A 24,801-nucleotide genomic window follows, 5' to 3' on the forward strand; every position below is an offset into this window, starting at 1 on the left:
CATGCTCACCCTCAATGACCATGCCCAACCCCGCACTCAGGCAGCCCTCACCGGGCTCCCGCCCCGTGCCGGGCTGGGACTCAAGACCGGGCACTTTCGTGAAGTGCTCGGCTCATCACCGGACATCGGCTTCTTCGAAGTCCACGCTGAAAACTACATGGTGGCCGGCGGTCCGTTTCATCATTTTCTCGGTTTGATCCGCGAGCAGTATCCGCTCTCGCTGCACGGTGTCGGCTTGTCCATCGGTGCTGAAGGGCCGCTGGATAAACAACATCTTCAACGCCTTGCCGAGCTGATTCGGCGCTATCAACCGCAAGCCTTTTCCGAACATCTGGCCTGGTCGAGCCACGGCCCGGTGTTTCTCAATGATCTGTTGCCGCTGGCCTATGACACGCCGACGCTGAACCGTGTCTGCGAGCATATCGATCAGGTGCAGAACACCCTCCAACGACCCATGCTGCTGGAGAATCCGGCAACCTATCTGGCGTTCGAGCGCTCGACGATCGATGAAGCAGACTTCATCGCAGAGGTCATCCGCCGCAGCGGCTGTGGCCTGTTGCTCGACGTCAACAATGTCTACGTTTCCTGCGTGAACCATCAGCGTGATCCGTTGGCGTATCTCGATGCCCTGCCCCTGCACAGTGTCGGCGAGATTCACCTGGCCGGGTTTGCCGAAGATAGCGACAGCCTCGGCGACCGTTTGCTGATCGATGATCACGGCGCGCCGATCGATCAAGCCGTCTGGGGTTTGTACCGGCAAGCACTGCAGCGCATCGGCCCGGTGGCGACATTGATCGAACGCGACAATCAAGTGCCGGCGTTCGCAGTGCTACTGGCCGAGGCGCGACAGGCTGATGCGCTTTTGCGCAATGCCGGAGGCCGCACATGAGCACTCAACGCGCTTTCGCTGTGGCGCTCATCGACACCCGGCTGCCCTGCCCCGAAGGTCTGTGCAGTGCCAATGGCGCTGATCCGGCGAGCCGTTTCGCGGTGTATCGCAACAATGTGCAGGGCTCGCTGATCAATGCGTTAGGCGACAGCTACCCGGTGGTTGTGCAATTGGTGGGCGAAGAATTCTTCCGCGCCATGGCGGCCGTTTTCGTACAACAGCAACCGCCGCAAAGTCGGTTGATGAGCCGCTACGGCGAACAATTTGCGGACTTCATCGCAGCGTTTGAACCGGCCGGCAGCGTGCCTTATCTGGCCGACGTGGCGCGCCTTGAGCACCTGCGTACCCTCGCCTATCACGCCGCCGACGCCCTGCCCGTCCGGCCAGAGGAAATCACGGCAGCACTGACTGATGCGCAAACACTGAGTGAGTTGCGCCTGGACCTTCATCCCTCCCTGCACCTGCTCGACTCAACCTATGCCGTGGTGGCGATCTGGGGCGCACATCAACACGACGCGACGCTGGAGGGCGTCGGCATCAACCAAAGGCAACACGCGCTGGTGTTGCGCAATGGCCTGGACGTCGAAGTGTTTGCCCTAGATTCCGGCGCCAGCACGTTTATCCGCAATCTGATCGATGGCCAGCCACTGCTGAAAGCGGCGGAAAACAGCCCTGAGTTCGACCTCGCGCAAACCCTCGGCTTGCTGATCGCGCACAACGTCATTACCCACTTGAATAACAAGGAATTGCCATGAAAACGCTAATCACCCGCGCCATCGCGCTGCTGGAAAAAATCCCCCGCAGCCTGATCGCGTTCATTGCGCGTTTCTCGATTGCCGCGGTGTTCTGGAAATCAGGACAGACCAAGGTTGAAGGTTTGGCCATTGATTTGATTGACGGCACTTTTCAACTCGGCTGGCCACGTCTGGCCGACTCGACGATTCCGTTGTTCAAGAGCGAATACCAAGTGCCGTTATTGTCGCCAGAGATTGCCGCGCACATGGCCGCGTTCGCCGAGCACTTTTTTCCGCTGTTGATCCTGATCGGCTTCGCTACGCGTTTTTCGGCGTTGGCGCTGTTGGGGATGACCCTGACCATTCAACTGTTTGTGTATCCCGATGCGTATCCGACTCACGGCACTTGGGCGGCGGTGTTGCTGTACCTGATGGCGACCGGGCCGGGCAAGTTGTCGATTGATCATCTGATCGCCCGCCATTTCTCCAACTGAATGCCGACCTGTAGGAGCTGCCGAAGGCTGCTCCTACATGGGGTTTATGTGCATATGATCAGCGCTGAAGGCGATCCAGCGCCTCACCGCTGCGTTTGAACCAGCCGATCAGATAGTCAGCGAGTACTTGCGTGCGCTTCGGCAGTCCGCCCTGATACGGATGCACCAGGTACATCGGCATGCGCCGGGTCTGAAAGTCGCGCAGGAGCCAGCGCAATCGGCCGTCAGCCAATTCTGCTTGCAGCAGATAAGAAGGCAACCGCGCAATCCCGGCGCCCGCCAGTGCGGCTTTCTTGAGCAAGCTGTAATGGTTGCTGGCGAACGGTCCTGACACCCGCACCCGCAGCAATTCATGCTGCTGGTGATAAAGCCATTCCTCCCGCCCGCTGTAGTGGCTGTTGAGCAAACACCGATGCTCGGCCAGTGCCTGCGGGGTCAACGGTTCACCGAAGCGCTCAAGGTAAGCCGGGCTCGCGCAGGTCATTTCCTGCCATGCCAGTAACGGTTTGGCGACCAGTCGCTCGTCGTTGGCCACTTCGCTGCGGATTGCCAGATCAAAGCCGTCCCGAGACAGATCGCGGTAACTGTTATTCAACTCCAGCTCGATCTGCACCTCGGGGTATTTGTGCGAGAACTCCAACAACAGACCATCAAAGAAGGTTTCGCCCAATGACACCGGCACCGTCATGCGCACCGGTCCGGCCATATCGTCCTTCAACCGCGCCAAGGCCTGACGCGCCTTTTCCACCTGGACGACCAATGCCTGGGCCTGCGGCAACAATGCTGCGCCGGCGGCGGTCAGGCTCAAGCGCCGGGTGGTGCGTTGCAGCAGCACCACGGAAAACTGTGCTTCGAGCTGACTGATGCGTTTGGACAACTGACCCTTGCTGCAGCCCAACTGCTGCGCCGCCAGGGTAAAACTGCCCGCTTCGATCAACACCGCGAAGGCCGCCAGATCATCCATTTCGCTCATGGATTGTTTCCATTTGAAAACCAAAGGTTGCCCATTAGCGCGCTTATCCACAGAAAAAACCACTCTAGACTGAAACCTCGTTCAATCACTTGAGGTACAGCACGATGAAGATTCTGTTGATAGGCGCCGGCGGCACCATTGGTACGGCGGTGGACAAAGAACTGTCGCAACGCCATGAAGTCATCCGCATTGGCCGCACCAGCGGTGACTTGCAGGTGGATATCAGCGACAGCGCATCGATCCGCAAACTGTTCGAAAAGACTGGCAAGTTCGATGCCCTGGTGTGCGCCGCCGGCAACGTGACCTTCGCCCCACTGGGCGAGATGACTGAAGACAGCTTCGCCCTCGGACTTAAAGACAAACTGATGGGTCAGGTCAATCTGCTGCTGATCGGCCGCGAATTCGCCAATGACGGCGCCTCGTTCACCTTCACCACCGGCGTGCTCAGCCACGATCCGATCCGCAGCGGCGCCTCGGCAGCGCTGGTTAACGGTGCACTGGACAGCTTCGTTCGCGCCGCCGCCATCGAACTGCCACGCGGCCTGCGAGTGAATTCGATCAGCCCGACCGTGCTACTGGAAGCGATGGGCAGCTACGCCCCGTACTTCCGAGGCTACAAGCCGGTTCCTGCAGCGGACGTAGCGCTGGCCTACGCGAAAAGTGTTGAAGGCCTGCAGACAGGTCAGACGTTTCACGTAGGCTGAGCTTCATTTACTCGATCAAAGTCGGTAACAGGCTTTTGGCAACAGGCCGCGGCATCACGATCCTGAGCAGCCCACCAAGCTCCGAATGCACTGTAGTTGTTGAAATGTGCTGGCCATTGATCGACAGGTTCAATGGCTGGCCCAGCGCCTCACGACTGATTGCCTTGGCGCGGGCGGTCGCTTCGGGAGTCAGGGTAACGGAAAGCTGAGCAAAGTCCGGATGGGCGCCCTGATCATCCTTGAGCAGAATTTCCATCCTTGCGAAATCAGCCGCTGAGGAAAAATTAAGATCGGCAGCCTGGCTGGTGCCAGCGCATGACGTTACCAATAGCAGTATCGCGACCTTCCATTGCATTGAGCGCACCTCGATCCATCAAACCAGACAAGCGCAAGACTATGCGGCGACCCCATGCCCAACTCAATAGTGGCCACACAAACCTTGTGATCAGCAGTCAGCCTCAGTAACGTGGCGGCACTTGTCTGGAGAGCCAAAGATGCGTGTTGCCCGTTCGTTAGTCGTTATTGCCCTGCTGCCATTGTTTGCCGCTTGCCAGTTGTTCGATGGCCAGCGAGAAAGTGCCTCGCACGTCGGGCAGACGCGGATGCAGGGGCAACTGACCGCTGCTGACGGCAAACTGGTGTTCCAGCCGTGTCAGGATCAGCGTCAACTGGTGGTCAATGACATTGGTGGCACCAGCATTCTGCAAGAAGCGGCAACGCTGGCTGATGAGCAAGGCAAACTGTTTGCCGATGTTCGCGGCAAAGTTGCTGGCGATCGACTCGACCTGACTCAGCTGTACCGCGTCGAGCGCTCGGGCACGGCTTGCGATGATCCCAACTTCAAACAACTGATCCTGCGCGCGGCCGGCCATGGCCCGGAATGGAACGTCAAAGTCAGCGGCAAAGGCATGGTCATTGACCGCGCAGGCCAGCCGCCACTCGCGGTGCCCTATGTTGAAGAACAACTGGGCGACGGCCGCTTCAATCTGAGCAGCGAAGCCAATAACCAGCGCATCGAGTTGTGGGTCGCGCCGCAGCGCTGCGTTGACAGCAGCACCGGCAGCGTGCAGCACATGAGCGCCGAACTGCGCATCGACGGCCAGGTGCAGCGCGGTTGCGGGTATTTCGGCGGATCGCGCAACGACTGAGCGTTTTAGCCTCACCGGATCCGGCCTTTGCGGCTTATAATCGCGGCCTTCAAACGCCCTGGCGCAGTTGTGCGCCCCGCGAACCCGGATCCTCGCCATGTTACGAATCACTGAACTCAAGCTGCCAATCGACCATCCCGAAGAAGACCTGCGCGTCGCTATCGTGCAACGCCTGGGCATCGCCAGCGATGATCTGCTCGATTTCACCTTGTTCAAGCGCAGCTACGACGCGCGCAAAAAGTCCTCCGAACTGTGCTTCATCTACACCATCGACCTCGAAGTGCGCGACGAGGCCAAAGTGTTGGGCAAGTTCGCCGACGACCGTAACGTCAACGTGGCGCCGGATGTCAGCTACAAATTCGTCGGCGAAGCGCCAAGCGACCTGAGCCAGCGCCCGATCGTTGTCGGGTTCGGCCCGTGCGGGATCTTCGCCGGCCTGCTGCTGGCACAGATGGGCTTCAAGCCGATCATTCTCGAACGCGGCACCGAAGTCCGTCAGCGCACCAAGGACACCTGGGGCCTGTGGCGTAAAAGCGTGCTCAATCCCGAGTCCAACGTGCAGTTCGGTGAAGGCGGCGCGGGGACGTTCTCCGACGGCAAGCTGTACAGCCAGATCAAAGACCCGAAATTCCTCGGGCGCAAAGTCCTTCACGAATTCGTCAAGGCCGGCGCGCCGGAAGAAATCCTCTACGTCAGCAAACCGCACATCGGTACGTTCCGTCTGACCGGCATGGTTGAAAACATGCGTGAACAGATCCGCGAACTGGGCGGCGAAGTGCGTTTCCAGGAGCGCGTCAGCGACGTGCTGATCGAAGACGGCCAACTGGTCGGCGTGCAACTGGCGAGCGGCGAAACCCTGCATTCAAAACACGTGGTTCTGGCCCTCGGCCACAGTGCCCGCGACACTTTCCGCATGCTCCACAGTCGTGGCGTGTTCATGGAAGCCAAGCCGTTCTCGGTGGGTTTCCGTATCGAACACCCGCAATCGCTGATCGACCGTGCACGTCTGGGCAAGTACGCCGGCCACCCGAAACTCGGGGCCGCCGACTACAAGCTGGTGCACCACGCCAAGAACGGCCGTTCGGTCTACAGCTTCTGCATGTGCCCGGGCGGCACCGTGGTCGCGGCGACTTCCGAGCCGAACCGCGTGGTCACCAACGGCATGAGCCAGTACTCGCGTAACGAGCGCAACGCCAACTCCGGCATCGTCGTCGGCATCACCCCGGAAGTCGATTACCCGGGTGGCCCGCTGGCCGGGATCGAGTTGCAGGAACGTCTGGAATCCCATGCGTTCATCCTCGGCGGCAGCGATTACAAGGCACCGGCGCAACTGGTTGGCGACTTCATCAACGACATTCCTTCGACCGAGTTGGGCGAAGTCGAGCCGTCGTACAAACCGGGGGTGGCGCTGGGTGACCTGGCCTTGGCATTGCCGGATTTTGCCATTGAGGCGATCCGCGAAGCGTTGCCGGCGTTCGAGAAGCAGATTCGCGGTTATTCGTTGCACGATGCAGTGTTGACCGGGATCGAGACGCGTACTTCGTCACCGCTGCGCATCACTCGTAACGAAACGCTGCAGAGCATGAACGTGAAGGGCTTGTTCCCAGCCGGTGAAGGCGCGGGTTATGCGGGCGGGATTCTGTCGGCGGGTGTTGACGGGATTCGCATTGCTGAAGCCGTGGCACGCGATATTCTCGGCCTGACTGACTGACACTAAACCCTGTAGGAGTGAGCCTGCTCGCGATATCGGTAGTCCATTCAACATCAATGTTGAATGTTATTTCGCCATCGCGAGCAGGCTCACTCCTACAGTTGATTTCGGTGTGTCAGATATTGGCGCGCAGTACTGAAGTCGGCAGCGCCTCCCCACGCTCGGCACTCGCCGCCACCGCTTCGATCAACCCACTCAACTCATACCCCTGCGCCTTCAGCCAATCCTGATTGTAATAGGTGTCGGCATACCGCTCGCCGCCATCGCACAGAATCGCCACGATCGACCCCGACTCCCCCGCCGCTTTCATCTGCTGCGCCGCCATCAACGCACCGATCAGATTGGTCCCACTGGACCCGCCAACATGCCGTCCCAGACGCTGCGCCAGATAATGCATGGCCGCCAGCGACAAGGCATCCGGCACTTTGACCATTGCATCGATCACCTTCGGCAGGAACGACGCCTCAACGCGCGGTCGGCCAATGCCTTCAATGCGCGAACCACAATCCAGGCGCAAACCGGCGTCGCCCGTCTGGTAGTAATCGAAGAACACCGAACGCTCGGCATCGGCGCACAACACGCGGGTGCAATGCTGGCGATAGCGCACGTAACGACCCAGAGTCGCGGTGGTGCCGCCGGTGCCGGGGCTGGAAATCAGCCAGCTCGGTTCCGGGTGCTTCTCGTAACGCATCTGCTGGAAGATCGATTCGGCAATGTTGTTATTCGCGCGCCAGTCAGTGGCACGTTCGGCGTAGGTGAACTGGTCGATGAAGTGGCCGCCATGCTCACGGGCCAGGCGCTCGGATTCGGCGTAGATCTGCGTCGGATCTTTCACCAGATGGCTCTGGCCACCGTAGAAAGCGATCTGCGCAATCTTCTCTTTGGAGGTGGTCGCCGGCATCACTGCGATGAATGGCAATCCGAGCATCCGCGCGAAATACGCTTCGGAAATCGCCGTCGAACCGCTGGACGCCTCGATCACCGGCGCGCCAGGTTTCAGCCAGCCGTTACACAATGCATAGAGAAACAGCGAACGAGCCAGCCGATGCTTGAGGCTGCCGGTCGGATGGCTCGACTCATCCTTGAAGTACAACTCGATGCCCGCAAAACCCGGCAGCGGCAAAGGGATTAGGTGGGTGTCGGCGCTGCGCTGAAAATCCGCCTCGATGATGCGGATGGCTTCGCGGGCCCACTGTCGGTTGTCGCTCATGGTGATGGTTCTCGTTGAATCGGCAGGAGATGAAGCTGTTCGAAAGGCTCACTCATCAGCTTAGGAAAATTCCGATAGCGCGCACAGATACAGCTGAGTCTCAATATGTCAGGCAACTGCTAGGCTCAGCGTGGCTTGAGCCAGACACCTTGTAACGACATATAACAAAAAAGAATATAACTTTTGTTTTAACAACTAACAGTACGGGTTAGGGTGTCCCACCTTTTGACTTTATCGATGGAGAGCGACCTTGCCTCTGCGTAGCACTTTCACGCGTTTCTTTCAGTTGGAAGCTGCCAGCGGTCTGTTATTGATCGCCGCGGCCATCCTGGCCCTGATTATCAACAACTCGCCGCTGTCGTGGCTGTACACCGGCCTGCTCGACACCCCGGTGGTGGCGCAGATCGGTGCATTGAAAATCGCTAAACCCCTGCTGCTGTGGATCAACGACGGTCTGATGGCGATGTTCTTCCTGCTCATCGGCCTGGAAGTGAAGCGCGAAGTCCTCGACGGTCAGCTGTCGAAACCGTCGCAGATCGTCCTGCCCGGTGCAGCCGCGATCGGCGGCATGCTGGTGCCGGCGCTGATTTACTGGTTCCTCAACCGTGACAATCCGGCAGCCCTCGACGGCTGGGCAATCCCGACCGCGACCGACATCGCCTTCGCCCTCGGCGTGCTGGCCCTGCTCGGCAAACGCGTACCGGTGTCGCTGAAACTGTTCCTGATGACCCTGGCGATCATCGATGACCTCGGTGCCATCGTGATCATCGCGATCTTCTACTCCGGCGAACTCTCGACCCTGTCGTTGGGCCTCGCGGCAGCGTGCATTGCAGCGCTGGTGGCAATGAACCGGCTCGGTGTGGTCAAACTTGGGCCGTACATGATCATCGGTTTGATCCTGTGGGTCTGCGTACTGAAGAGTGGTGTCCACGCAACGCTGGCTGGCGTAACCCTGGCCTTCTGCATTCCATTGCGCACGAAAAACGCCGAGCCGTCGCCGTTGCTGACCCTCGAACATGCGCTGCACCCATGGGTGGCCTACGGCATCCTGCCGCTGTTCGCCTTCGCCAACGCTGGCCTGTCGCTGAGCGGCGTCACCGTGGAAAGCTTCACCCATCATGTGCCGATGGGCATTGCGGTTGGCCTGCTGCTGGGCAAGACCGTCGGTGTATTCGGCCTGACCTGGCTGGCCGTGAAGATCGGCATCGCCACCCTGCCCCAAGGCGCCAACTGGGGCCAGGTCATGGGCGTAGCAATCCTCTGCGGAATCGGCTTCACCATGAGCCTGTTCGTCGGTTCGCTGGCCTTTGAACCGGGCGTGAGTGATTACGCTGGCATGGACCGGATGGGGATTTTGACCGGGTCGATTCTGGCGGCGTTGATTGGTTATGCGGTGACGGCGGCGGCGAGTCGCAAGAATTCCCAAGCGATATAACCTCTGTGGCGAGGGAGCAAGTTCCCTCGCCACAAGTTTCCTGCGTTCCTGTTACACAGCGAACAATCCCACGTCTTTAGCGACGCGTCCTACAGCCTCCATTTTCCTGCTTCGTTAACGTTGCGCAGCCCTTTGCGAAGGGCTGTCGATGGATGAACGAAAGGACGATCAGTGGCTGGCAACAAGGACATTCCCCGGGTTCAAAACCCACCGCAAGGCGACGGGCATCACGTCACCTACCGCTACATGACGGCCACTGAACTGGCCGAGCGCGATGCCAGACAAAACGCTTACGACGCCATGCTGGCGCGGCAGGAGGCGTTCGAGCGCAGTCGTGAGGTGGCGGTCAAAAAAGCCGATCCCGTGCGCGCTGGCTGCGTATTCGCCAAGTCCTGCAAATTGCCGGATGCGATTATCGATTACTCCAATCCTGCGGGGATGGTGCCAACTGACAGCCTGAAGGATTACGGCAATCTGATTCTGCTGGGCGCGCGTGAGGCCGATGAAAGCGGCGCAGTTCCGCTCAAGAAAATCGGCGCAACCGCTATTCCGGCCGGATTTGGCAGTCTGGCTCTGGCGGGATCGGTGTTTGAAGCACTGCCCGCTGCTGTATCCGGTGCGGCTGTTGCACCTTTGGTTGGTTTGGTTGCGCTGTTCATCCCATCGAGCCTTGGTGACAGCGCGCTCTATACCGACGATCAACTGCGTGGACTTGAACAGGCGCGAACGCGTGTTCGGTTGAGGGTCGAACAGCAGGCCGACGGCAGCCTGAAGGGCTACGGCTTCTACACCGGCAAGAATCGCGATTGGGAAATGGTTGATGTCGTGCAGTTCAAGTTGCGTGACAGCCAGTTCATTGCTGACTTGGGCGAAGGCGTAGAACTGATCTGGACGCCTGCTGTGGATGGTTCGGACATCCTTGGTATTCCGGCGTTGGAGGCTGCACCGCAGGCACCGCACATCTGGGTTTATCCGCCGACGAAAGCGGCGGATGGGATTCTGGTTAATCCCATTTATCCGCCGGAGTACCGGGATTTTATTCTGGTTTTTCCGGTGGGGTCGGGGGGTAAAACCGTTATACGTTGTACTGAACACGATACGCAAAGGCCTGGCACCTGCGGGTCATAGCTACCATCAACCGCCGAGTACAGAACAAATCACCGCATTTCCAGATTTGAAAAAAGGTAAAGACAAGAATCCGGTCCAGGGCGGAGGTGGACTTCGTAAGCGCTGGACAGATGCCAAAGGAAAGAGAATTTACGAATGGGATTCAAGGCATGGAGAGTTAGAAATATACCGAAGAGATGGAACGCACCTGGGAGCCTTCGATCCCTATACAGGTGAGCAACGCGAAGGGCCTATAAAAGAAAGAAGTATCAAAAAAAGATATCTGTGAGGAAGAGATGGGACTGAAACTGAGAATGGAATGGTACGACACAGCAACCCTGGAATTCCAAGGCGAAGAATCGTCAAAAGATTTGGGGGATGATGAATCAGTATTGAATGCCTTAGGCATTCCAGTGGAGGGCAACATCAATAATGGCAGCTTCAACGTTGTAGAAAAGTGGGTTGCTACTATTCAGCCGCACTTTCAACATCAAATCACCGTGGGTACCAACGACTATCAAATTTCGTTTGACTACAGTGAATAGCGAAAACAGGCTAATTGATAGTAATGCGCTACCTTTCGATCATGGGATTTTTCCCTGATGAAGTTCAGGACAACTCCTTGCAATTCGAGCGGTACATCACCGGTATCGAGATGAATGAGAAAGTCGCACAACTCATAGAGCCCAAGCTGGTGAGTGAACTGGAGCCCGGCGAGTTATCATTGAGCACGGATCAAGTAGCTGCGCTGGAATCTCTTCTCAAGGAGAGCTTCCCGAGAGGCTTGGAATACTTCATGGGAACCTGTTTCGACTACTGACTCAACAGCTGAAAACAATAAAGAAAAACCCCGACCAGTCACCTGATCGGGGTTTTCTTTACCCTGAACTCCGCTTAGTGCGAGACGCGGCTGGTCCCGCCAACGGTGGAGATGCGCACGCGCTCGCCAACACGGAACACTTCGTTCTCCTGCACCTGCTGCACATAGGCACGCATGCTGCCATCGTCTTCACGCACGGTGATTTCCACACCTTGGGTACGGGTCAGACCTTCTTCAGTCGCCGAACCGATCAGACCGCCCGCCACCGCACCGATAACCGCAGCAACGATGCTGCCCTTGCCGCCGCCGATGGCGCTGCCGCCGACGCCGCCGACCACCGCGCCTGCAGCGCCGCCGATCGGGGTCTTGGTGCCTTCGATTTTCACCGGGCGCAGGGATTCGATGGTGCCCATGCGAATCGTCTGCACACGACGCGCTTCGTCACGGGAGTAGGAGTCACCGGTCAGGCTCGATTGGCAGCCGGTAAGCAACATCGCCATCGTGGAAAAGGAAGCAACCAGCAGAACAGACTTACGCATAGCATCAACTCCAAAGGAACATATATTCATTAAACTCCGTGGCTTGACGCCTGTCACGACGCCGCCCGGATAAATTGGCTTTCATTCAGGCGCGGTACAGACGCCTGCAAGGTTTCCCAACAGTAGCGCCAAATTACCGATTCTGCGCCACGGACACCAAGGATTTTCATGGATTACTTCATCATCGTCGTCACCACGGCCGCCGGTCTGTACTTCCATTGGTGGTTGTACGTGCGGATCAAACGCTGGATGGATCGCGACCTGGCGTTGTCGCTGGCGGGCAAGGATGAAGGCAAACGCGCCTTCATGCTCGAACAGTTAGCGAATGCTCAGATGCAGAAGATCAAGCGCCGGGATCTGCCGAAGTGGCTGGAGGCCGCTGCGGCAGGCTATCCCGCTCGGTAGACTGCTCAGGGTGCCAGACGTTCAAGAATCCAGTCGGCGCCCTGCGCACGGTAGTTGAGGCGATCGTGCAGACGGCTCGGACGGCCCTGCCAGAATTCGATGCGCTCAGGCAGCAAGCGGTAACCACCCCAGTGTTGCGGGCAGTCGGGCTGAGTATCGGAGAAACGCTGCTCGGTGGCCTTGAGCAAATCTTCCAGTTCACCGCGCCCGTTGATCACCCGGCTCTGCGGTGATGCCCAGGCACCGAGACGGCTGCCCAGCGGACGCACCTGATAATACGCATCCGACTCCGCGGGCGTGACCTTGACCACCCGCCCTTCGATGCGCACCTGACGCTCCAGGGTCGGCCAGAAGAAGGTCATGGCGGCGAACGGGTTAGCCGCCAGGTGCTGGCCCTTGGCGCTGTCGTAATTGGTGAAGAAGGTGAAGCCCTGCTCGTCCAGGCCCTTGAGCAGCAGAATGCGACAGTGCGGTCGCCCATCCTGGTCGACCGTGGCCAGGGTCATGGCGTTGGCTTCCACCGGCGCCTGTTCGGTTTTCACCGCGTCGGCGAACCACTGGTGGAACAACGCAAACGGCTCGGCCGGGGCTTGCGCCTCGGTCAGACCATCCCGGGTGTAATCACGACGCATATCTGCCAGAGCCTGGGTCATGGCGCATTCCTTTTCGTTAGCGGATCACTTCTTGGTGGCATCGGTCGCGGCGACTTTCTTGTCGGTCGCGGCGGCTTTGGCTGGCGCAGTCTTTTTCGCTGGGGCTTTGGCTGGGGCTTTTTTGGCCGGTGCCTTGGCAGCCGCTTTTTTCACCGGAGCCTTCTTGGTTGCCGGAACAGCCGCTTTTTTCGCGGCAGGGGCCGGGGTGACCGGCTTGGCGGCAGGCTTGACGTCTTGCGCTGCGACCATGGTCACTGGCTTCGGCGCCGGCATGTTGTACTTGCTCAGCAGGGCAACCATGGTGTTCTGCGGGGTCACCAGCAGTTCGACACGACGGTTCAGGGCACGACCTTCAACACTGTCGTTGGCGGCACGTGGCGCTTCCGAACCCATGCCGCGCAGCATCAGGCGATCACGCTGCAGGCCGCTGAGGCGGAAGATCGCGGCAACGGCCTGGGCACGTTCCTGGCTCAGCTTGATGTTGGCTGGGGCGGCACCCGTGGTATCGCTGTGACCTAGTACCAGCACGGCGGTTTTCGGGTCGGCTTCGAGGATTTTCGCCACGCGGGTGAACGGGCCGAGGGTGACCGGCAGCAACATGGCTGGACGATCCGGGTTGAACGAGCCTTCCACCGGCGCGGTCACGACCAGCACGTTTTCACGGCGTTCGAGTTGCAGATTGCTGTCCTTGACTGCTTCACGCAGGCGCGGCTCGTAGTCGTCGAGCCAGGCTTGGGTCACTTTCGGATCCGGCATCGGCACGGCTTTGGTGGTGGGTTGATCCTTGCCGCCGAACGGCCACCACCATTTGCCACCTGCATCGGCTTCAGCTTTGGCCACGGTGACCGGTTTTTTTGCTTCGGGGGCGACTTCAGCCTTCATGTCGGCCTTGGCCGCTTCGTCATCGGAACCGAACGGCCAGTACCATGGGCTGCTGCTTTCAGATTTGGCAACCGGTGCGGTAGCAGCCGGTTTCAAAGGCGCCGGCGCGGGTTCTTTGGCCGCCACCTTGTCGGAAGAACCGAACGGCCACCAACTGCCGCCGTCCGCATCGTTTTTCGGGGTCTGTGCACAACCGGTGATCGCTACACACAGGGCCAGGGCGAGGGTCTTTTTAGATGACATTGAAAATCCACAAAATGAAGTAATGAAAAATCAGAGCACTTTCGCCCGGATAAACAGTCGCTTTGAAACGAAAAAACGTTCGAGGTTCCGGCCCTGGAATCCCGAATGGAACTTTACAGACAAGTGGCAAGCACCCGCGCGAGCTTCTGCGCGCGCGGATCCATCAAGACGTACGGCCCAAGGGTATTTGTCACAAAACCAAACGCGACATCATGCTCGGGGTCAGCAAAACCGATGGAACCGCCCGCGCCCGGATGGCCGAACGCCCGTGGGCCAAGGCCGTAAGTGGCGTTGGGCACATCCGGTTGATCAAGCATGCAGCCCAGACCGAAACGGGTCTGGGTCAACAAAGTCTTGTCTTCGCCGAGGCTGTGTTCGCGGGTCAGCTCTTCGAGCATGTCGCTTTCGAGCAGGCTGCCGTCGAGCAAACCAGCGTAGAAACCGGCCAGACTGCGCGCATTCCCGTGGCCATTGGCTGCCGGTTGCTGCATGCGCCGCCACTCAGGTTTGTTGGTGCTGGTCAGCACCGACGGCGGATTGGTAAAGGCACGGGTGGTCATGGCTGTCGGTTCGCGCATGGTCACTTGCAGCAGACGTTGCGCGGCGGCATCGCCAGCGTTGCCCTTGCTGCGAGCGATGTGTGCGACGCGATGGAATTCTTCATCGGCCAGGCCAACGTGAAAGTCCAGGCCCAACGGTTTGGCGACACGAGCGACGATCGATTCACCCGGCCCACGACCGTCAGCACGGCGCAGCAATTCACCGATCAGCCAGCCATAAGTGATCGCGGCATAACCGTGGCCAGTACCCGGCGTCCACCATGGCGCTTCTGCCGCGAGGGCGTCGACCATGGTTTGCCAGTCGTAGAGCGCTTCCGGCGCCAGCAGCTCGCGCAGGGCCGGCAGACCGGCCTGATGGCAGAGCAATTGGCGCAGGGTGATGGATTCTTTGCCGGCAGCGGCGAATTCCGGCCAGTAGCGGGCGACCGGAACATCCAGTTGCAACTTGCCTTCGCCGACCAGTTGCAGCGCGGTGACGGCGGTGAAGGTTTTGGTGCAGGAGAACAAGTTGGCGATGGTGTCGCTGTGCCAGGCCTCAGTGCCATCCTTGTCGGCAGTGCCGGACCAGAGGTCGAGAACGGTTTCTCCACCGACCTTGATGCACAGGGCTGCGCCGCGTTCCTGGGGATCGTCGAACAATGCGGCAAAGGCTTCGCGCACCGCTTCGAATTGAAGCTCGTAATGTCCCTGAATCTGCACCCGCAACTCCCCCGCGAAAACGCTCTACAAAGTGGCCCGCATTGTTCCAGCCCTTGAGGGATTTGGGAACAGCTGCGGGCCGGACGGTTAAAAGCCAAGTCAAAAGATCGCAGCCTGCGGCAGCTCCTACAGAGAAACGCGTTCCCATGTAGGAGCTGCCGCAGGCTGCGATCTTTTTAGAGCATCACAGGTTAGTGACCATTCCCCGAATGTCCACCGGCATGCCCTGCCCCCGGCCCTTTACCGGCCTCGCCTTTGCGCCCGCCCTCAGCCTCATGCCCCGCCGCTGCGGCCGCTTTCTCGGCCTCTTTGCCCAACTGATCAATCGCCTGCAAATTGCTCTTGCGCACTGACTCGACAAAACCCTGATACGGCAGATCAGTCACTCCCACCAGACCAAAGTGACCATTCTCGCCATCAAGCAGACGGCCGGTCACCGGTTGGTCGAGATACTGGAACCAATGCACACCGACAATCGACGGTTCACTCAGCGCTTGTTTGAGGAAGTTGGCGTAGGCCGGGCCGCGATCTTCTTCCTTGGCCAGTTGCGTGACGCCGCCCCAGAACGGGCCACGATCCGCTGAGCCAAAGTTGAATTCGGTGATCATTACCGGTTTGTCCAAAGCGCCCAGGGCGGCAAAGTCATAACCGTCCTGCGGTTTCAGCGTGTACATGTTGAAGCTCAGTACATCGCAATACTGCGCGCAGGACGCCACGGCTTCCGGCGTGCTGATGGCGAAGCGACCGCCAAGCAGCAGCTGGTTCGGCGCATGCCATTTCAGCGAGTCGGAAATGGTTTTGAAGTAGGTGTCGGCGAAAACCTTCTGGAAATATTTGAAGTCCGCCTCGATTTCCGGATGCTCGGGATTCGGCAGTGGAGGCACGAAACCCGGGTCTTCCATCAATTCCCACGCCGGCAGATCGATGCCCCACGCCTTCGACAGCCCCGCCTGATTGCGGTACTTGTCGCGCAATTGCTTGAGGAACGCACGTTTGGCCGGTACGTCGGTGGTCATCTTCAAGGTGCCATAGGCCAGCGCATAGCGGGATTTCGGATCATCGCCGGGACCGGCCCACGCCAGTTCGTTGTCGGCGTAGTAGCCGATCAGCCACGGATCGTCGCGGTGATCGCGGGCGGCGATGGCGACGGCGCGCTCGGTGGCCATGGCGAAACGCGGATCAAATGGATCCGGCATACCACCCCACCAGTCGCTGCCGGTGCTGATGCTGGTGTAGTCACCGACGATCGACAGCGGCAAGGTGTAAGGCACACGCTCGGCATCACTTAGCGAATCGGCACTCCAGTTACCAACCGTGTTGAAGCCCCAGGCTTGCAGGCGATCGAGCGTGTGGCTGGCCCACTGTTGCTCATCGATGGTGGCCTTGCACGGCTCAGCAGCCTTTTGCGCTGTCGCTTGTCCGGTGTCAGTTTTGGCTGCCTCAGCGACGCCAGACTTCGGCTCGGCAACCACAGACACAGGCTCTGCGGCTTTCTCGGCGGCCGTTTCAGCGGCTGCAGACCTGGCCGCTTCGGCTACCCCGGATTTGCTCTCACTGTCCGCTTTGCAAGGGTCACCGTAGACACGTTGCAAGTTGGCGCCATAGAAGTCGTACCAGCGTCCGTTGCCGTATCCCCTGCCCTGATCAACACCGTTGCCGCCACGGTTGTCACCCTCGCCAAAATGCTTGGCCAACGGTTCATCAGGTTTAGGCAGGGATTCAAACATGTACTCACGACCGGCCACGTAGGTCTGGTTGACCTGCGGGCTGACGGTGTTCACGCCCAGCGAGTAAAACGGATGACCTTCAGGCGTGACCAGATACCAGCGGCCATCACGCTTTTCAGTACGGAAGAAACCGCTGGCCTTGAACGCCGGGCCTTTGTTCCAGCCGCCAAATTTGTCCAGCGAGGACTTCTCACGCTCGGCCAGCCAGGTTTTCAGTTGTTGCTGTTCCTTGGTGGCGGCGGATTTCAGTTGTTCGTCGTTGCTGATCTTTTCCGGCCACTTGCTACGCGTCGATTGCCCGTAGGCGTCGACCAGATTGCCGTAAACGGCCTGGGTGACCGATTCGCCGTCCTGCACACCGAAACGCTCCAGCAGCAAACTCTGCGCGACTTTCGGCTGATCCATCGACAGGCTCACCGAGACCACTTGGCTGCGGTCGATCTCACCGCTGCTGCTGGCGAGCAGTATCCGTTGACCATCGACCGTCATCGGCATTGGCGGCCCGGCTTTCATGCCTTGACTCAGCGGTGTTGACGCGACCAGCGGCACCAACAGGGTTTGCGCAGGCCCGGCCGGCAGGTCGACGCGGCTGACCAGGGTGCGGCCGTCGTTGCTCTGGATCTGTACGTAGACCGTCACCGCCCAGTCCATTGCGCTCTGCAAACGCAAGGTCATCATGCCCGACTGCGACCAGTCCCAGGCGCCGGTCTGCGGCGTCAGACGCAAGGTCGGGCGCGCCACCGGGTTGAACGTCACCCGGCGCAGCACTTCGCCCTCAGGCGTTTGCTCGGCGTTGGCTTGCGGCAGATCAGCGTTTTCAGTGGCGATTTTCACCACGTCGGCAGGACGGACAAAGTTGAACAGGGTCTGCTGACCGGCGGGCGCTGCCAGCAACGGGGCAGCGAAGATCAAGGCAAATACGGCAGGCAACGAACGGCGGATCATAAGAACGGAGTTCTCCCTAACGACCAACAATGGCCAATGGAAAAGCGATGGCAGAGAGATAGACAACACGGCGGGCAAAACTGCCCACCGTTGTCTCAGGATATTTCACGACGGAAAGGAGGCAACGCATTGAGGATCGCCTTGCCATAGCGCTGGGTAACCAGGCGCCGATCGAGCAAGGTGATGGTGCCGCGGTCTTCTTCGGTGCGCAGCAGACGCCCGCAAGCCTGAACCAGCTTCAGCGAAGCGTCGGGCACGGAGATTTCCATGAACGGATTGCCGCCACGGGCCTCGATCCATTCCGACAACGCCGCTTCAACCGGATCGTCCGGGACCGAGAACGGGATCTTGGCGATTACCACGTGTTCACAGTACGCGCCCGGCAAGTCGACACCTTCGGCGAAACTGGCCAGACCGAACAGCACGCTGGAATCACCGCCATCGACCCGCGCCTTGTGCTTGTTCAGGGTTTCCTGTTTCGACAGGTTGCCTTGAATGAACACTTGCTTGCGCCAGTCGCGGTCGAGACCGTCGAACACGTCCTGCATCTGTTTGCGCGAGGAGAACAACACCAAGGTGCCGCGCGAGCCTTCGACCAGATCGGGCAACTCACGGATGATCGCTGCCGTGTGTGCGGCGGCATCCCGTGGATCGGCCTTCAGATCCGGCACCCGCAATACCCCGGCGTCGGCGTGATGGAACGGGCTCGGCACCACAGCAGTGACAGCCTTTTTCGGCAGACCGGCACGCATGCGAAAGCGGTCGAAAGTGCCCAGCGCCGTGAGGGTCGCCGAGGTCACCAGGCAGCCGTAAGCCACGTTCCACAAGCTGCGGCGCAAGGTTTCTGCCGCCAGGATCGGGCTGGCATTGACCTCGATATCGAACAGCGAACCGCTTTCGGCCAGGGTCAGCCAACGCGCCATCGGCGGGCTGTCTTCCGGGTCTTCGGCGGTGAACGCAGTCCACAGCTCCCAGTTGCCGGAGGCACGCGACAACAGGCTGCCGAACAGCGGATACCATTCCTCAGCCTGATTGCTGGCGATGCCGATGTTGACCTCGCCGTCCATGCCTTCCTTGAGCAGGTCGGTCAGACGGGTGAACAGATCGTTGAGACGGGAAAAACCTTTTTTCAGCTCGATGCCCATTTCGCGCATGTGCTCGGGAATCACCCCGGCGACGAAACGATGACGCGGACGCTCACGGCCCTCGACGTCTTCGCCGGGTTTGAAATCGGCGACCTGCTCGCAGGCGCTGAACATGAACTGCTGCTGGGCCTTGATCTCCCGCGCCAGCTCCGGCACCTGTTCGATCAATTTGCCGAGGTCGCCCGGCAGCGGGTGCTGGGCCAGCAGTTTGGTCAGGTTCTTCGCCGTGGTTTCCAGCCAGTCGGCGGTGGAGCGCAGGCGCGTGTAGTGGGCGAAGTGGCCGATGGCCTTGTCCGGCAGGTGGTGACCTTCGTCGAACACATAAATGGTGTCGCGTGGATCCGGCAGCACTGCGCCGCCGCCCAATGCCAGGTCAGCCAGCACCATGTCGTGGTTGGTGACGATCACGTCAACCTTGCCCATGCCTTCGCGGGCCTTGTAGAAGGCGCACTGGCCGAAGTTCGGGCAATGGCGGTTGGTGCACTGGCTGTGATCGGTGGTCAGGCGCGCCCAGTCGGCGTCTTCCAGCGCATTCGGCCAGCTGTCGCGGTCGCCGTCCCATTTATTGCCGGCGAGCTTTTCGATCATGCTGGTGAACAGCTTCTGACTGGCCTCATCAACCTCGATCTTGAAGCCTTCTTCTTCGAACAGCTGCGCGGTGGCGGTTTGCGCGTGGCCTTCCTGCAAGAGCATGTCGAGCTTGGACAGGCACATGTAGCGGCCACGGCCCTTGGCCAAGGCGAAGCTGAAGTTCAGCCCGCTGTTGCGCATCAGGTCGGGCAAGTCCTTGTAGACGATCTGCTCTTGCAGGGCCACGGTCGCGGTGGCGATGACCAAGCGCTTGCCAGCGAGTTTGGCAGTCGGAATCGCGGCCAGGCTGTAGGCCACTGTCTTGCCGGTACCGGTGCCGGCTTCCACCGCGACAATCGCGGGGTCGCCACTGCGCCGGCCTTCGTCGTCGGTGTCGATATCCCCGAGGACTTTGGCGATTTCAGCGATCATCAGGCGCTGGCCGTAACGCGGCTTGAGGCTCTTGGCCTCTAGAAAACGCGAATAGGCGCCCTGGATCGTGGTTTTGAGTTCAGTACTGATCATGGATTGTCGGGCGCAAAAAACGCTGGATAAATTTTCAGTGGTTTGGATCGGCGGCTATCATACCCCGCGAATCGATCCTGCGCAGAACGGAGTAACCCAATGACACCTTTTAGCCTCGTCTATCCCCTGCATGTCTTGTTTGCCCTGGTCTGGGTCGGCGGCATGTTTTTCGCCTGGATGATCCTGCGCCCGGCGGCTGTGAAGGCCCTCGACGGCCCTGCCCGACTGACCTTGTGGGTGGAAGTGTTTCAAGGTTTTTTCCGTTGGGTCTGGGTTGCGGTGATCCTGTTGCCGATCAGCGGCGTGGGCATGTTGCATGTGCAGCAGGTCGGCTTTGAGACCGCGCCGAAGTATGTGCAGGTGATGATGGGCTTGTATGTGGTGATGACGGCGCTGTTTATCCGGATTCAGGGGCTGATGCTGCCGGAGCTGCGTACGGCGGTGGAGGCGAAGGATTGGCCGGCGGGTGCGGCGGTGCTGGGGCGGATTCGCCGGGTGGTGGGGCTTAATCTGATTGTCGGGTTGGTGCTGGTGGCAATTGCGGCGGCTCGGCCGATGATCTGAACATCAAAAGCCCCTCACCCTAGCCCTCTCCCAGAGGGAGAGGGGACTGAGTGGGGGATATTGAAGAGTTACGCCGACTTGAGAGATTCGCTTTGAATCCATAATCGACTGGTTTTTTCAGGTCGATGGATGGCCTGAATCATCTCGGTCGGCTCCCTCTCCCTCCGGGAGAGGGCTGGGCGGGCGGCGTTCCGATGAGGGTCTGCTTTTACAGACGCTGCACAGTCACAGCGCCCGCCGCCCCTACAGGCCCAGGCTGTCCATCCGCCCCGGCCTTGCCATTCTTGCCGCCATCGGCGCGATACACCAGGCAGCCCTTGGACTTGCCGCCCTTCCCTGCTTTGCCGCCAACACCCGCCGGGCCACCGTTGCCACCCGCCACGTTGACCTTGATCAACTCAGCCGGAAACTCGCGCGGCACTTCCAGCCGCACCAGCGCACCCGGTGCTCCAGGTTGGCCATCACTGCCGTTGCTGCCATCAAAACCATGCCCGGCCGAGCCATAAGTGCAGCCCGGGTCTTCACCATTACCGCCATCGAGACCGACAAAACCAGGGGCACCGGTGCCGCCACGGGCATCGACCAACAGTTGCGGCGCGCTCAACGCCTTGAATTGCAGATTCAGATTGCGCCCCGCACGGGCGGCTTTTTCATACGTCCCCGGCGCCCCGCGCGCGGTGATCTGGCTGCCATCGCTCAGCTCTGCGCGAACGACCTTCATGTCCAAAGTGTTCTCGCCCGGAACGATTGCGATGCGTGCTTCATGGCCAAGACGTAGTTCACCGACACTCAACTCGGTCACGTTCGCCGGAATCAACAGCGTGCCGTAATCGGCCACTTCGAGTTTTTCCAGCTGCAAGGTGCTGGCGGTATTGGGCAAACGCATCAGCGAATTGGTTTCGACACTGACCACCTGGGCACAGGCCAATGGACTGATGAATGCAGCGAGCAAGCAGAGTTTACGCATGGGAAGAAGCCTCCGGAGCGGCCGGGGCCGGGATGGTTTGCAGGTGGAATACGCCGAACAGCAAAATACGGCCACGGTCACGCCAAGGGTGCGGGCGACCTTTGAGGCTGCGATTACACAGCAGCACTTCGAATAGATGAATCAGCAACAACAGACCGCCGGCCAGATTGACCAGCAGATGCAACGGATGTACGAACGGCACCAACTGGTTGGCCAGCACCACGCAGCAGAACAGCAGGGTCAACAATCGCCCCAGCCCCCAGAACACTTTCATACGCTCCCCCGTGTTGCGAATTATTCTTTGGGCGCACAGTAACGGCTTCTGCGGGGGATAAGCCAGAGGGGAAAATGAAAAAACTTCGATCGTCTGCCAAATGGCTGCCGAAACGACGCTGATCGTCGCCCGGCAGCTCTAGCCTGCGCCCTACAGACGCGTCCTAACGATTGATGTGCAGCTCCACACGCCGGTTCTGCGCACGACCTTCATCGGTGGCGTTATCGGCAACCGGTTCGCTTTCACCGCGCCCTTCACTGGTGAGTTTGTTGGGCGCCAGCCCCTGGCTCAGCAGATACGTGGCGACACTGCTTGCACGCCGTTCCGACAAGGCCTGGTTGTACGCATCCGAACCTTTGCTGTCGGTGTGACCAATGACCTTGATGCTCACCACGTCGGCATTGCGCAGTTTGTCCATCAGCGTATCGAGCTGGGCTTTCGCCGCCGGGGTCAAGTCGGATTTGTCGAAATCGAACAGCACGTTGCCGGCATCGCTGAGGGTGATGACTTCAGTTTGCGGTGCAGGCTCCGGCACTTTTTCCGTGACCGGGTATTGCGGCAACGGGCAACCACGGTGATCGACCGGGGTATTTTCCGGGGTGTCCGGGCAACGGTCGCGGCGGTCGAATACACCGTCGCCGTCTTCATCGCCGTCCTGGGCGTAACAGATCAGTCCGCCGGTAAGAATCCCCAGCGCTGCGCCGCCGCCGGCCCAGCCGCCACTTTCAATAGCGCCGAGACCGCCACCGACCAGCCCGCCGATAAGGCTGCAGATCGGCCACGTACGTTGATTGAGGGGTGCAGTGCCATCGCTGTGGGTGGCGCAACCGGTGAGCAAGCTGCCTAGCAGCAGCACCGGCAAGACGGACCTTGAGAAAACAGTCATTGTGAAAGCTCCTGTGTCACCGGCCCATACCGGTTACACAGGAGTAAAGACCCGCATCCGCGACTGCACAAGGCGCGGATGCGAGAGGGGCTTAACGCTGGATTTTGATTTCGGTACGACGGTTTTGTGCACGACCATCCGCCGTTTTGTTGTCGGCCACTGGCTGGCTTTCACCCAGACCGGACACCGAAACGAAGCTGGCGCGTGGCACACCTTGCTGGATCAGGTAGTCCACCACCGAGTGCGCACGACGATCCGACAGTTTTTTGTTGTAGGCATCGCTGCCCACACTATCGGTATGACCGGTCACGGTCAGTTGCGCCGTCGAGGATTCCTGTTTCAGGCGGGTGGCGACCTTGTCGAGCACTTGCTTGTCAGGGCCGGTCAGCGTGGCTTTGTCGAACTGGAAGTGCACATCACGGATAACAATGGTTTCTTCCTTGACCACTACAGCTTCTTCGACCACGGGTGCAGGCGCTGGTGGAGGGCAACCGTCAGCGTCGACCTGTACGCCTTTAGGCGTGCCCGGGCACTTGTCGCGACTGTCCGGCACGCCATCGCCGTCTTCATCGCCATCGCCGTGAACCCAGCAATAGGCCGCTGCCGTGCCACCGACCAGCAACGCACCGTAGCCGGCCCATGCCGAACTTTCGGTTGCGCCGAGACCGGCACCGACGACACCACCGACCGCCGCACAGGTCGGCCAGTCGGTTTTCTGCAAACCTGCGCAACCAGTCAACACACTGGTTAGCAGAATCAAAGGTAATGCTGTCCGAACTATGCTCATCTGGTTTTCTCCTGAGGGATCGGCTTAGAACCGATTCAGGGAGTAAAGACCGGAGTTTTAATCTCCGCCAGCAATAGGCCACCGCTGTTTGCGAGCCTGTTCACAGGACTTCGGCACATTTACCCGAAACGGGCGGAACAGGGCGCTTTGCCGCCACCGTCAGGCAGGCTAGTCTTGGCGGTCTGATTGAGGAGCTTCGATGAACGTCGCCATTTCTTCCCGCACGCCGCAACAGGCGTTAGCCGCCTTGCTGGATCGCTACGCCCCGACGCGGCTGTTGCTGATCGGCGCCAGCGAATTTCCAGCCCTGAGCGCCTTTAAAGAGGCACATCCAGACACCGTCGTGGCCCACGCCGCGCCCGGCGCACTGCCTGCTGAACTGGCGGCGCAGCGCTTCGATCTGGCGCTGGTGGTCGATTGCCTGGAACATTTGCCCAAACGCGATGGCCTGAACCTGTTGGGCGGGATTCGCAATCTCAACGCCAGCCGCATCGCCGTGCTGGCGGATCTGGCGGCCAGCGGCTGGCAGGAAACCGACTTCTATTCACTGGCGCTGCAAGCCAGTGAACGTTTTCAACGCGACGATCAAGTGCTGACCCTGTTCACCTATGATCTGCTTGAATACAAACAAGTCCCCGACTGGCTCAACTCACGGTTCTGGGCCAATCCGGAAAACTTCGGGAAATACTGGTGGTAATGCAATGAGTACAGCCATTTGCCCGTGCGGCAGCGGCAATCTGCTGGAGGCCTGCTGCGGCCATTATCACGACGGCCATCCGGCACCGTGCGCCGAAGCGCTGATGCGTTCGCGCTACAGCGCCTATGTGCTGGGGCTGATCGACTATCTGGTGGCGACCACCCTGCCCGCCCAGCAAGCGGGCCTCAATCGCCAATCGATCACCGACTGGAGCGCGCAGAGCACCTGGCTCGGCCTTGAAGTCGAGAGCTCGGAAGTCTTCGGTGGCCAGCCGGAACACGCTTTCGTCACCTTCACCGCGCGCTGGCATGACGGTCAGGGCGAGCATAGCCATCGCGAGCGTTCGTCGTTCGTGCAGAACGCCGGGCGCTGGTACTTCATCGACCCGACGGTGCAGTTGAAGCTGGGGCGCAATGACAGTTGCCCGTGCGCCAGTGGGCAGAAGTTCAAGAAGTGCTGTGCGGGATATTTCGGCGCTTGAGGTTGAAGATCAAAAGATCGCAGCCTG

General features: G+C 59.8%; 26 protein-coding genes and 1 pseudogene. 14 read left to right on the forward strand and 13 right to left on the reverse strand.

Features of this window, described 5'->3' with window-relative positions; translation table 11 throughout:
- The first annotated feature begins 1 nt into the window (after position 1).
- The 3 genes from bufB to H8F23_RS06710 are packed head-to-tail and all read left to right on the forward strand — an operon-like array spanning position 2 to position 2,117.
- Positions 2–889 carry an MNIO family bufferin maturase gene (gene bufB / locus H8F23_RS06700; RefSeq protein ID WP_194933822.1) on the forward strand — a complete coding sequence of 296 codons (888 nt, stop codon included), beginning with the start codon at positions 2–4 and terminating at the stop codon, positions 887–889.
- Positions 886–1,644 carry an HvfC/BufC N-terminal domain-containing protein gene (locus H8F23_RS06705; protein WP_194933823.1) on the forward strand — a complete coding sequence of 253 codons (759 nt, stop codon included), beginning with the start codon at positions 886–888 and terminating at the stop codon, positions 1,642–1,644. Before bufB ends, H8F23_RS06705 begins: the two co-directional genes overlap by 4 nt.
- Positions 1,641–2,117 carry a DoxX family protein gene (locus tag H8F23_RS06710; RefSeq protein WP_194933824.1) on the forward strand — a complete coding sequence of 159 codons (477 nt, stop codon included), beginning with the start codon at positions 1,641–1,643 and terminating at the stop codon, positions 2,115–2,117. The genes H8F23_RS06705 and H8F23_RS06710 overlap by 4 nt, the downstream gene beginning before the upstream one ends.
- Before the next feature lie 58 nt (positions 2,118–2,175).
- Here H8F23_RS06710 and H8F23_RS06715 read toward each other — a convergent pair whose 3' ends face one another.
- Positions 2,176–3,090 (reverse strand): LysR family transcriptional regulator, encoded by a 915-nt coding sequence (locus H8F23_RS06715; protein ID WP_194933825.1) that lies wholly within the window; start codon positions 3,088–3,090, stop codon positions 2,176–2,178.
- Positions 3,091–3,194: 104 nt separating this feature from the next.
- Between H8F23_RS06715 and H8F23_RS06720 the strand changes: the two genes are divergently transcribed.
- Positions 3,195–3,794 (forward strand): short chain dehydrogenase, encoded by a 600-nt coding sequence (locus H8F23_RS06720; protein ID WP_194933826.1) that lies wholly within the window; start codon positions 3,195–3,197, stop codon positions 3,792–3,794.
- A gap of 7 nt (positions 3,795–3,801) precedes the next feature.
- Here H8F23_RS06720 and H8F23_RS06725 read toward each other — a convergent pair whose 3' ends face one another.
- Positions 3,802–4,149: a hypothetical protein gene (locus tag H8F23_RS06725; protein WP_194933827.1), complete on the reverse strand. Its 348-nt coding sequence runs from the start codon at positions 4,147–4,149 to the stop codon at positions 3,802–3,804.
- Positions 4,150–4,288: 139 nt separating this feature from the next.
- On the opposite strand from H8F23_RS06725, the gene H8F23_RS06730 reads away from it, so the two are divergent.
- Both H8F23_RS06730 and H8F23_RS06735 read left to right on the forward strand, forming a co-directional pair.
- On the forward strand, positions 4,289–4,942 hold the full coding sequence (locus H8F23_RS06730; protein ID WP_194933828.1) for a COG3650 family protein: 654 nt from the start codon (positions 4,289–4,291) through the stop codon (positions 4,940–4,942).
- 97 nt (positions 4,943–5,039) lie between these two features.
- Positions 5,040–6,653: an NAD(P)/FAD-dependent oxidoreductase gene (locus tag H8F23_RS06735; RefSeq protein ID WP_186623688.1), complete on the forward strand. Its 1,614-nt coding sequence runs from the start codon at positions 5,040–5,042 to the stop codon at positions 6,651–6,653.
- A gap of 115 nt (positions 6,654–6,768) precedes the next feature.
- Here H8F23_RS06735 and H8F23_RS06740 read toward each other — a convergent pair whose 3' ends face one another.
- Complete coding sequence (locus H8F23_RS06740; protein ID WP_194933829.1) at positions 6,769–7,863, reverse strand: PLP-dependent cysteine synthase family protein; 1,095 nt, start codon at positions 7,861–7,863, stop codon at positions 6,769–6,771.
- 250 nt (positions 7,864–8,113) lie between these two features.
- Between H8F23_RS06740 and nhaA the strand changes: the two genes are divergently transcribed.
- The 4 genes and pseudogenes from nhaA to H8F23_RS06760 all read left to right on the forward strand — a co-directional run bounded on the left by nhaA (position 8,114) and on the right by H8F23_RS06760 (position 11,225).
- On the forward strand, positions 8,114–9,298 hold the full coding sequence (gene nhaA / locus H8F23_RS06745; RefSeq protein ID WP_099758184.1) for a Na+/H+ antiporter NhaA: 1,185 nt from the start codon (positions 8,114–8,116) through the stop codon (positions 9,296–9,298).
- Positions 9,299–9,469: 171 nt separating this feature from the next.
- Positions 9,470–10,694, forward strand: a pseudogene (locus H8F23_RS06750) (colicin E3/pyocin S6 family cytotoxin).
- 7 nt (positions 10,695–10,701) lie between these two features.
- The gene (locus H8F23_RS06755) at positions 10,702–10,950 is read left to right on the forward strand and encodes a colicin E3-like toxin immunity protein (RefSeq protein WP_194933830.1); all 249 of its coding nucleotides are present in this window, start codon (positions 10,702–10,704) and stop codon (positions 10,948–10,950) included.
- A 23-nt stretch (positions 10,951–10,973) separates the two neighbouring features.
- Positions 10,974–11,225, forward strand: a complete 252-nt coding sequence (locus H8F23_RS06760; protein WP_194933831.1) for a pyocin S6 family toxin immunity protein — start codon at positions 10,974–10,976, stop codon at positions 11,223–11,225.
- A 74-nt stretch (positions 11,226–11,299) separates the two neighbouring features.
- Here the strand turns inward: H8F23_RS06760 and H8F23_RS06765 are convergent, their stop codons facing one another.
- Positions 11,300–11,764 carry an outer membrane lipoprotein gene (locus H8F23_RS06765; RefSeq protein WP_007969461.1) on the reverse strand — a complete coding sequence of 155 codons (465 nt, stop codon included), beginning with the start codon at positions 11,762–11,764 and terminating at the stop codon, positions 11,300–11,302.
- A gap of 168 nt (positions 11,765–11,932) precedes the next feature.
- On the opposite strand from H8F23_RS06765, the gene H8F23_RS06770 reads away from it, so the two are divergent.
- Positions 11,933–12,169, forward strand: coding sequence for a hypothetical protein (locus H8F23_RS06770; RefSeq protein ID WP_093438753.1), 237 nt, complete (start codon positions 11,933–11,935; stop codon positions 12,167–12,169).
- Positions 12,170–12,174: 5 nt separating this feature from the next.
- Here H8F23_RS06770 and pdxH read toward each other — a convergent pair whose 3' ends face one another.
- From pdxH to dinG, 5 genes are all read right to left on the reverse strand, one after another.
- Positions 12,175–12,822, reverse strand: coding sequence for a pyridoxamine 5'-phosphate oxidase (pdxH, locus tag H8F23_RS06775; RefSeq protein ID WP_150692033.1), 648 nt, complete (start codon positions 12,820–12,822; stop codon positions 12,175–12,177).
- 24 nt (positions 12,823–12,846) lie between these two features.
- Positions 12,847–13,947: an OmpA family protein gene (locus tag H8F23_RS06780; RefSeq protein WP_194933832.1), complete on the reverse strand. Its 1,101-nt coding sequence runs from the start codon at positions 13,945–13,947 to the stop codon at positions 12,847–12,849.
- A gap of 113 nt (positions 13,948–14,060) precedes the next feature.
- Positions 14,061–15,206, reverse strand: coding sequence for a serine hydrolase domain-containing protein (locus H8F23_RS06785; RefSeq protein WP_194933833.1), 1,146 nt, complete (start codon positions 15,204–15,206; stop codon positions 14,061–14,063).
- 191 nt (positions 15,207–15,397) lie between these two features.
- Positions 15,398–17,878, reverse strand: coding sequence for a beta-galactosidase (locus tag H8F23_RS06790; RefSeq protein WP_194933834.1), 2,481 nt, complete (start codon positions 17,876–17,878; stop codon positions 15,398–15,400).
- A 95-nt stretch (positions 17,879–17,973) separates the two neighbouring features.
- Positions 17,974–20,118, reverse strand: a complete 2,145-nt coding sequence (gene dinG, locus H8F23_RS06795; RefSeq protein WP_038358136.1) for an ATP-dependent DNA helicase DinG — start codon at positions 20,116–20,118, stop codon at positions 17,974–17,976.
- A 99-nt stretch (positions 20,119–20,217) separates the two neighbouring features.
- Here dinG and H8F23_RS06800 point away from each other — a divergent pair, with 99 nt between their 5' ends.
- The gene (locus H8F23_RS06800; RefSeq protein WP_194933835.1) at positions 20,218–20,682 is read left to right on the forward strand and encodes a CopD family protein; all 465 of its coding nucleotides are present in this window, start codon (positions 20,218–20,220) and stop codon (positions 20,680–20,682) included.
- A 208-nt stretch (positions 20,683–20,890) separates the two neighbouring features.
- On the opposite strand, the gene H8F23_RS06805 is transcribed toward H8F23_RS06800, so the two are convergent.
- The 4 genes from H8F23_RS06805 to H8F23_RS06820 form a co-directional block, all read right to left on the reverse strand.
- Positions 20,891–21,649, reverse strand: coding sequence for a collagen-like protein (locus tag H8F23_RS06805; RefSeq protein WP_194933836.1), 759 nt, complete (start codon positions 21,647–21,649; stop codon positions 20,891–20,893).
- Positions 21,642–21,923, reverse strand: coding sequence for a DUF1145 domain-containing protein (locus tag H8F23_RS06810; protein ID WP_095049124.1), 282 nt, complete (start codon positions 21,921–21,923; stop codon positions 21,642–21,644). Before H8F23_RS06810 ends, H8F23_RS06805 begins: the two co-directional genes overlap by 8 nt.
- 163 nt (positions 21,924–22,086) lie before the next feature.
- Complete coding sequence (locus H8F23_RS06815; RefSeq protein ID WP_093438797.1) at positions 22,087–22,809, reverse strand: OmpA family protein; 723 nt, start codon at positions 22,807–22,809, stop codon at positions 22,087–22,089.
- Positions 22,810–22,900: 91 nt separating this feature from the next.
- Positions 22,901–23,596, reverse strand: coding sequence for an OmpA family protein (locus tag H8F23_RS06820; protein WP_007918596.1), 696 nt, complete (start codon positions 23,594–23,596; stop codon positions 22,901–22,903).
- Between the two features lie 199 nt (positions 23,597–23,795).
- Between H8F23_RS06820 and H8F23_RS06825 the strand changes: the two genes are divergently transcribed.
- Both H8F23_RS06825 and H8F23_RS06830 read left to right on the forward strand, forming a co-directional pair.
- On the forward strand, positions 23,796–24,293 hold the full coding sequence (locus H8F23_RS06825) for a DUF6231 family protein (protein WP_194933837.1): 498 nt from the start codon (positions 23,796–23,798) through the stop codon (positions 24,291–24,293).
- Positions 24,294–24,297: 4 nt separating this feature from the next.
- Positions 24,298–24,774, forward strand: a complete 477-nt coding sequence (locus tag H8F23_RS06830; protein WP_093438810.1) for a YchJ family protein — start codon at positions 24,298–24,300, stop codon at positions 24,772–24,774.
- Positions 24,775–24,801 lie beyond the last annotated feature (27 nt).

This window comes from Pseudomonas neuropathica (genome assembly GCF_015461835.1).
In the GTDB taxonomy this organism is placed as follows: Bacteria; Pseudomonadota; Gammaproteobacteria; order Pseudomonadales; family Pseudomonadaceae; genus Aquipseudomonas; species Aquipseudomonas neuropathica.

Coding starts and splice junctions, on each gene's coding strand:
- H8F23_RS06830 (WP_093438810.1), top strand. CDS start 24,298: ATGAGTACAGCCATTTGCCCGTGCGGCAGCGGCAATCTGCTGGAGGCC.
- H8F23_RS06810 (WP_095049124.1), bottom strand. CDS start 21,923: ATGAAAGTGTTCTGGGGGCTGGGGCGATTGTTGACCCTGCTGTTCTGC.
- H8F23_RS06705 (WP_194933823.1), top strand. CDS start 886: ATGAGCACTCAACGCGCTTTCGCTGTGGCGCTCATCGACACCCGGCTG.
- H8F23_RS06815 (WP_093438797.1), bottom strand. CDS start 22,809: ATGACTGTTTTCTCAAGGTCCGTCTTGCCGGTGCTGCTGCTAGGCAGC.
- H8F23_RS06790 (WP_194933834.1), bottom strand. CDS start 17,878: ATGATCCGCCGTTCGTTGCCTGCCGTATTTGCCTTGATCTTCGCTGCC.
- H8F23_RS06715 (WP_194933825.1), bottom strand. CDS start 3,090: ATGAGCGAAATGGATGATCTGGCGGCCTTCGCGGTGTTGATCGAAGCG.
- dinG (WP_038358136.1), bottom strand. CDS start 20,118: ATGATCAGTACTGAACTCAAAACCACGATCCAGGGCGCCTATTCGCGT.
- H8F23_RS06765 (WP_007969461.1), bottom strand. CDS start 11,764: ATGCGTAAGTCTGTTCTGCTGGTTGCTTCCTTTTCCACGATGGCGATG.
- H8F23_RS06755 (WP_194933830.1), top strand. CDS start 10,702: ATGGGACTGAAACTGAGAATGGAATGGTACGACACAGCAACCCTGGAA.
- H8F23_RS06710 (WP_194933824.1), top strand. CDS start 1,641: ATGAAAACGCTAATCACCCGCGCCATCGCGCTGCTGGAAAAAATCCCC.
- bufB (WP_194933822.1), top strand. CDS start 2: ATGCTCACCCTCAATGACCATGCCCAACCCCGCACTCAGGCAGCCCTC.
- H8F23_RS06805 (WP_194933836.1), bottom strand. CDS start 21,649: ATGCGTAAACTCTGCTTGCTCGCTGCATTCATCAGTCCATTGGCCTGT.
- H8F23_RS06770 (WP_093438753.1), top strand. CDS start 11,933: ATGGATTACTTCATCATCGTCGTCACCACGGCCGCCGGTCTGTACTTC.
- H8F23_RS06825 (WP_194933837.1), top strand. CDS start 23,796: ATGAACGTCGCCATTTCTTCCCGCACGCCGCAACAGGCGTTAGCCGCC.
- H8F23_RS06730 (WP_194933828.1), top strand. CDS start 4,289: ATGCGTGTTGCCCGTTCGTTAGTCGTTATTGCCCTGCTGCCATTGTTT.
- H8F23_RS06820 (WP_007918596.1), bottom strand. CDS start 23,596: ATGAGCATAGTTCGGACAGCATTACCTTTGATTCTGCTAACCAGTGTG.
- H8F23_RS06740 (WP_194933829.1), bottom strand. CDS start 7,863: ATGAGCGACAACCGACAGTGGGCCCGCGAAGCCATCCGCATCATCGAG.
- H8F23_RS06760 (WP_194933831.1), top strand. CDS start 10,974: ATGCGCTACCTTTCGATCATGGGATTTTTCCCTGATGAAGTTCAGGAC.
- H8F23_RS06800 (WP_194933835.1), top strand. CDS start 20,218: ATGACACCTTTTAGCCTCGTCTATCCCCTGCATGTCTTGTTTGCCCTG.
- H8F23_RS06780 (WP_194933832.1), bottom strand. CDS start 13,947: ATGTCATCTAAAAAGACCCTCGCCCTGGCCCTGTGTGTAGCGATCACC.
- H8F23_RS06720 (WP_194933826.1), top strand. CDS start 3,195: ATGAAGATTCTGTTGATAGGCGCCGGCGGCACCATTGGTACGGCGGTG.
- H8F23_RS06725 (WP_194933827.1), bottom strand. CDS start 4,149: ATGCAATGGAAGGTCGCGATACTGCTATTGGTAACGTCATGCGCTGGC.
- H8F23_RS06735 (WP_186623688.1), top strand. CDS start 5,040: ATGTTACGAATCACTGAACTCAAGCTGCCAATCGACCATCCCGAAGAA.
- pdxH (WP_150692033.1), bottom strand. CDS start 12,822: ATGACCCAGGCTCTGGCAGATATGCGTCGTGATTACACCCGGGATGGT.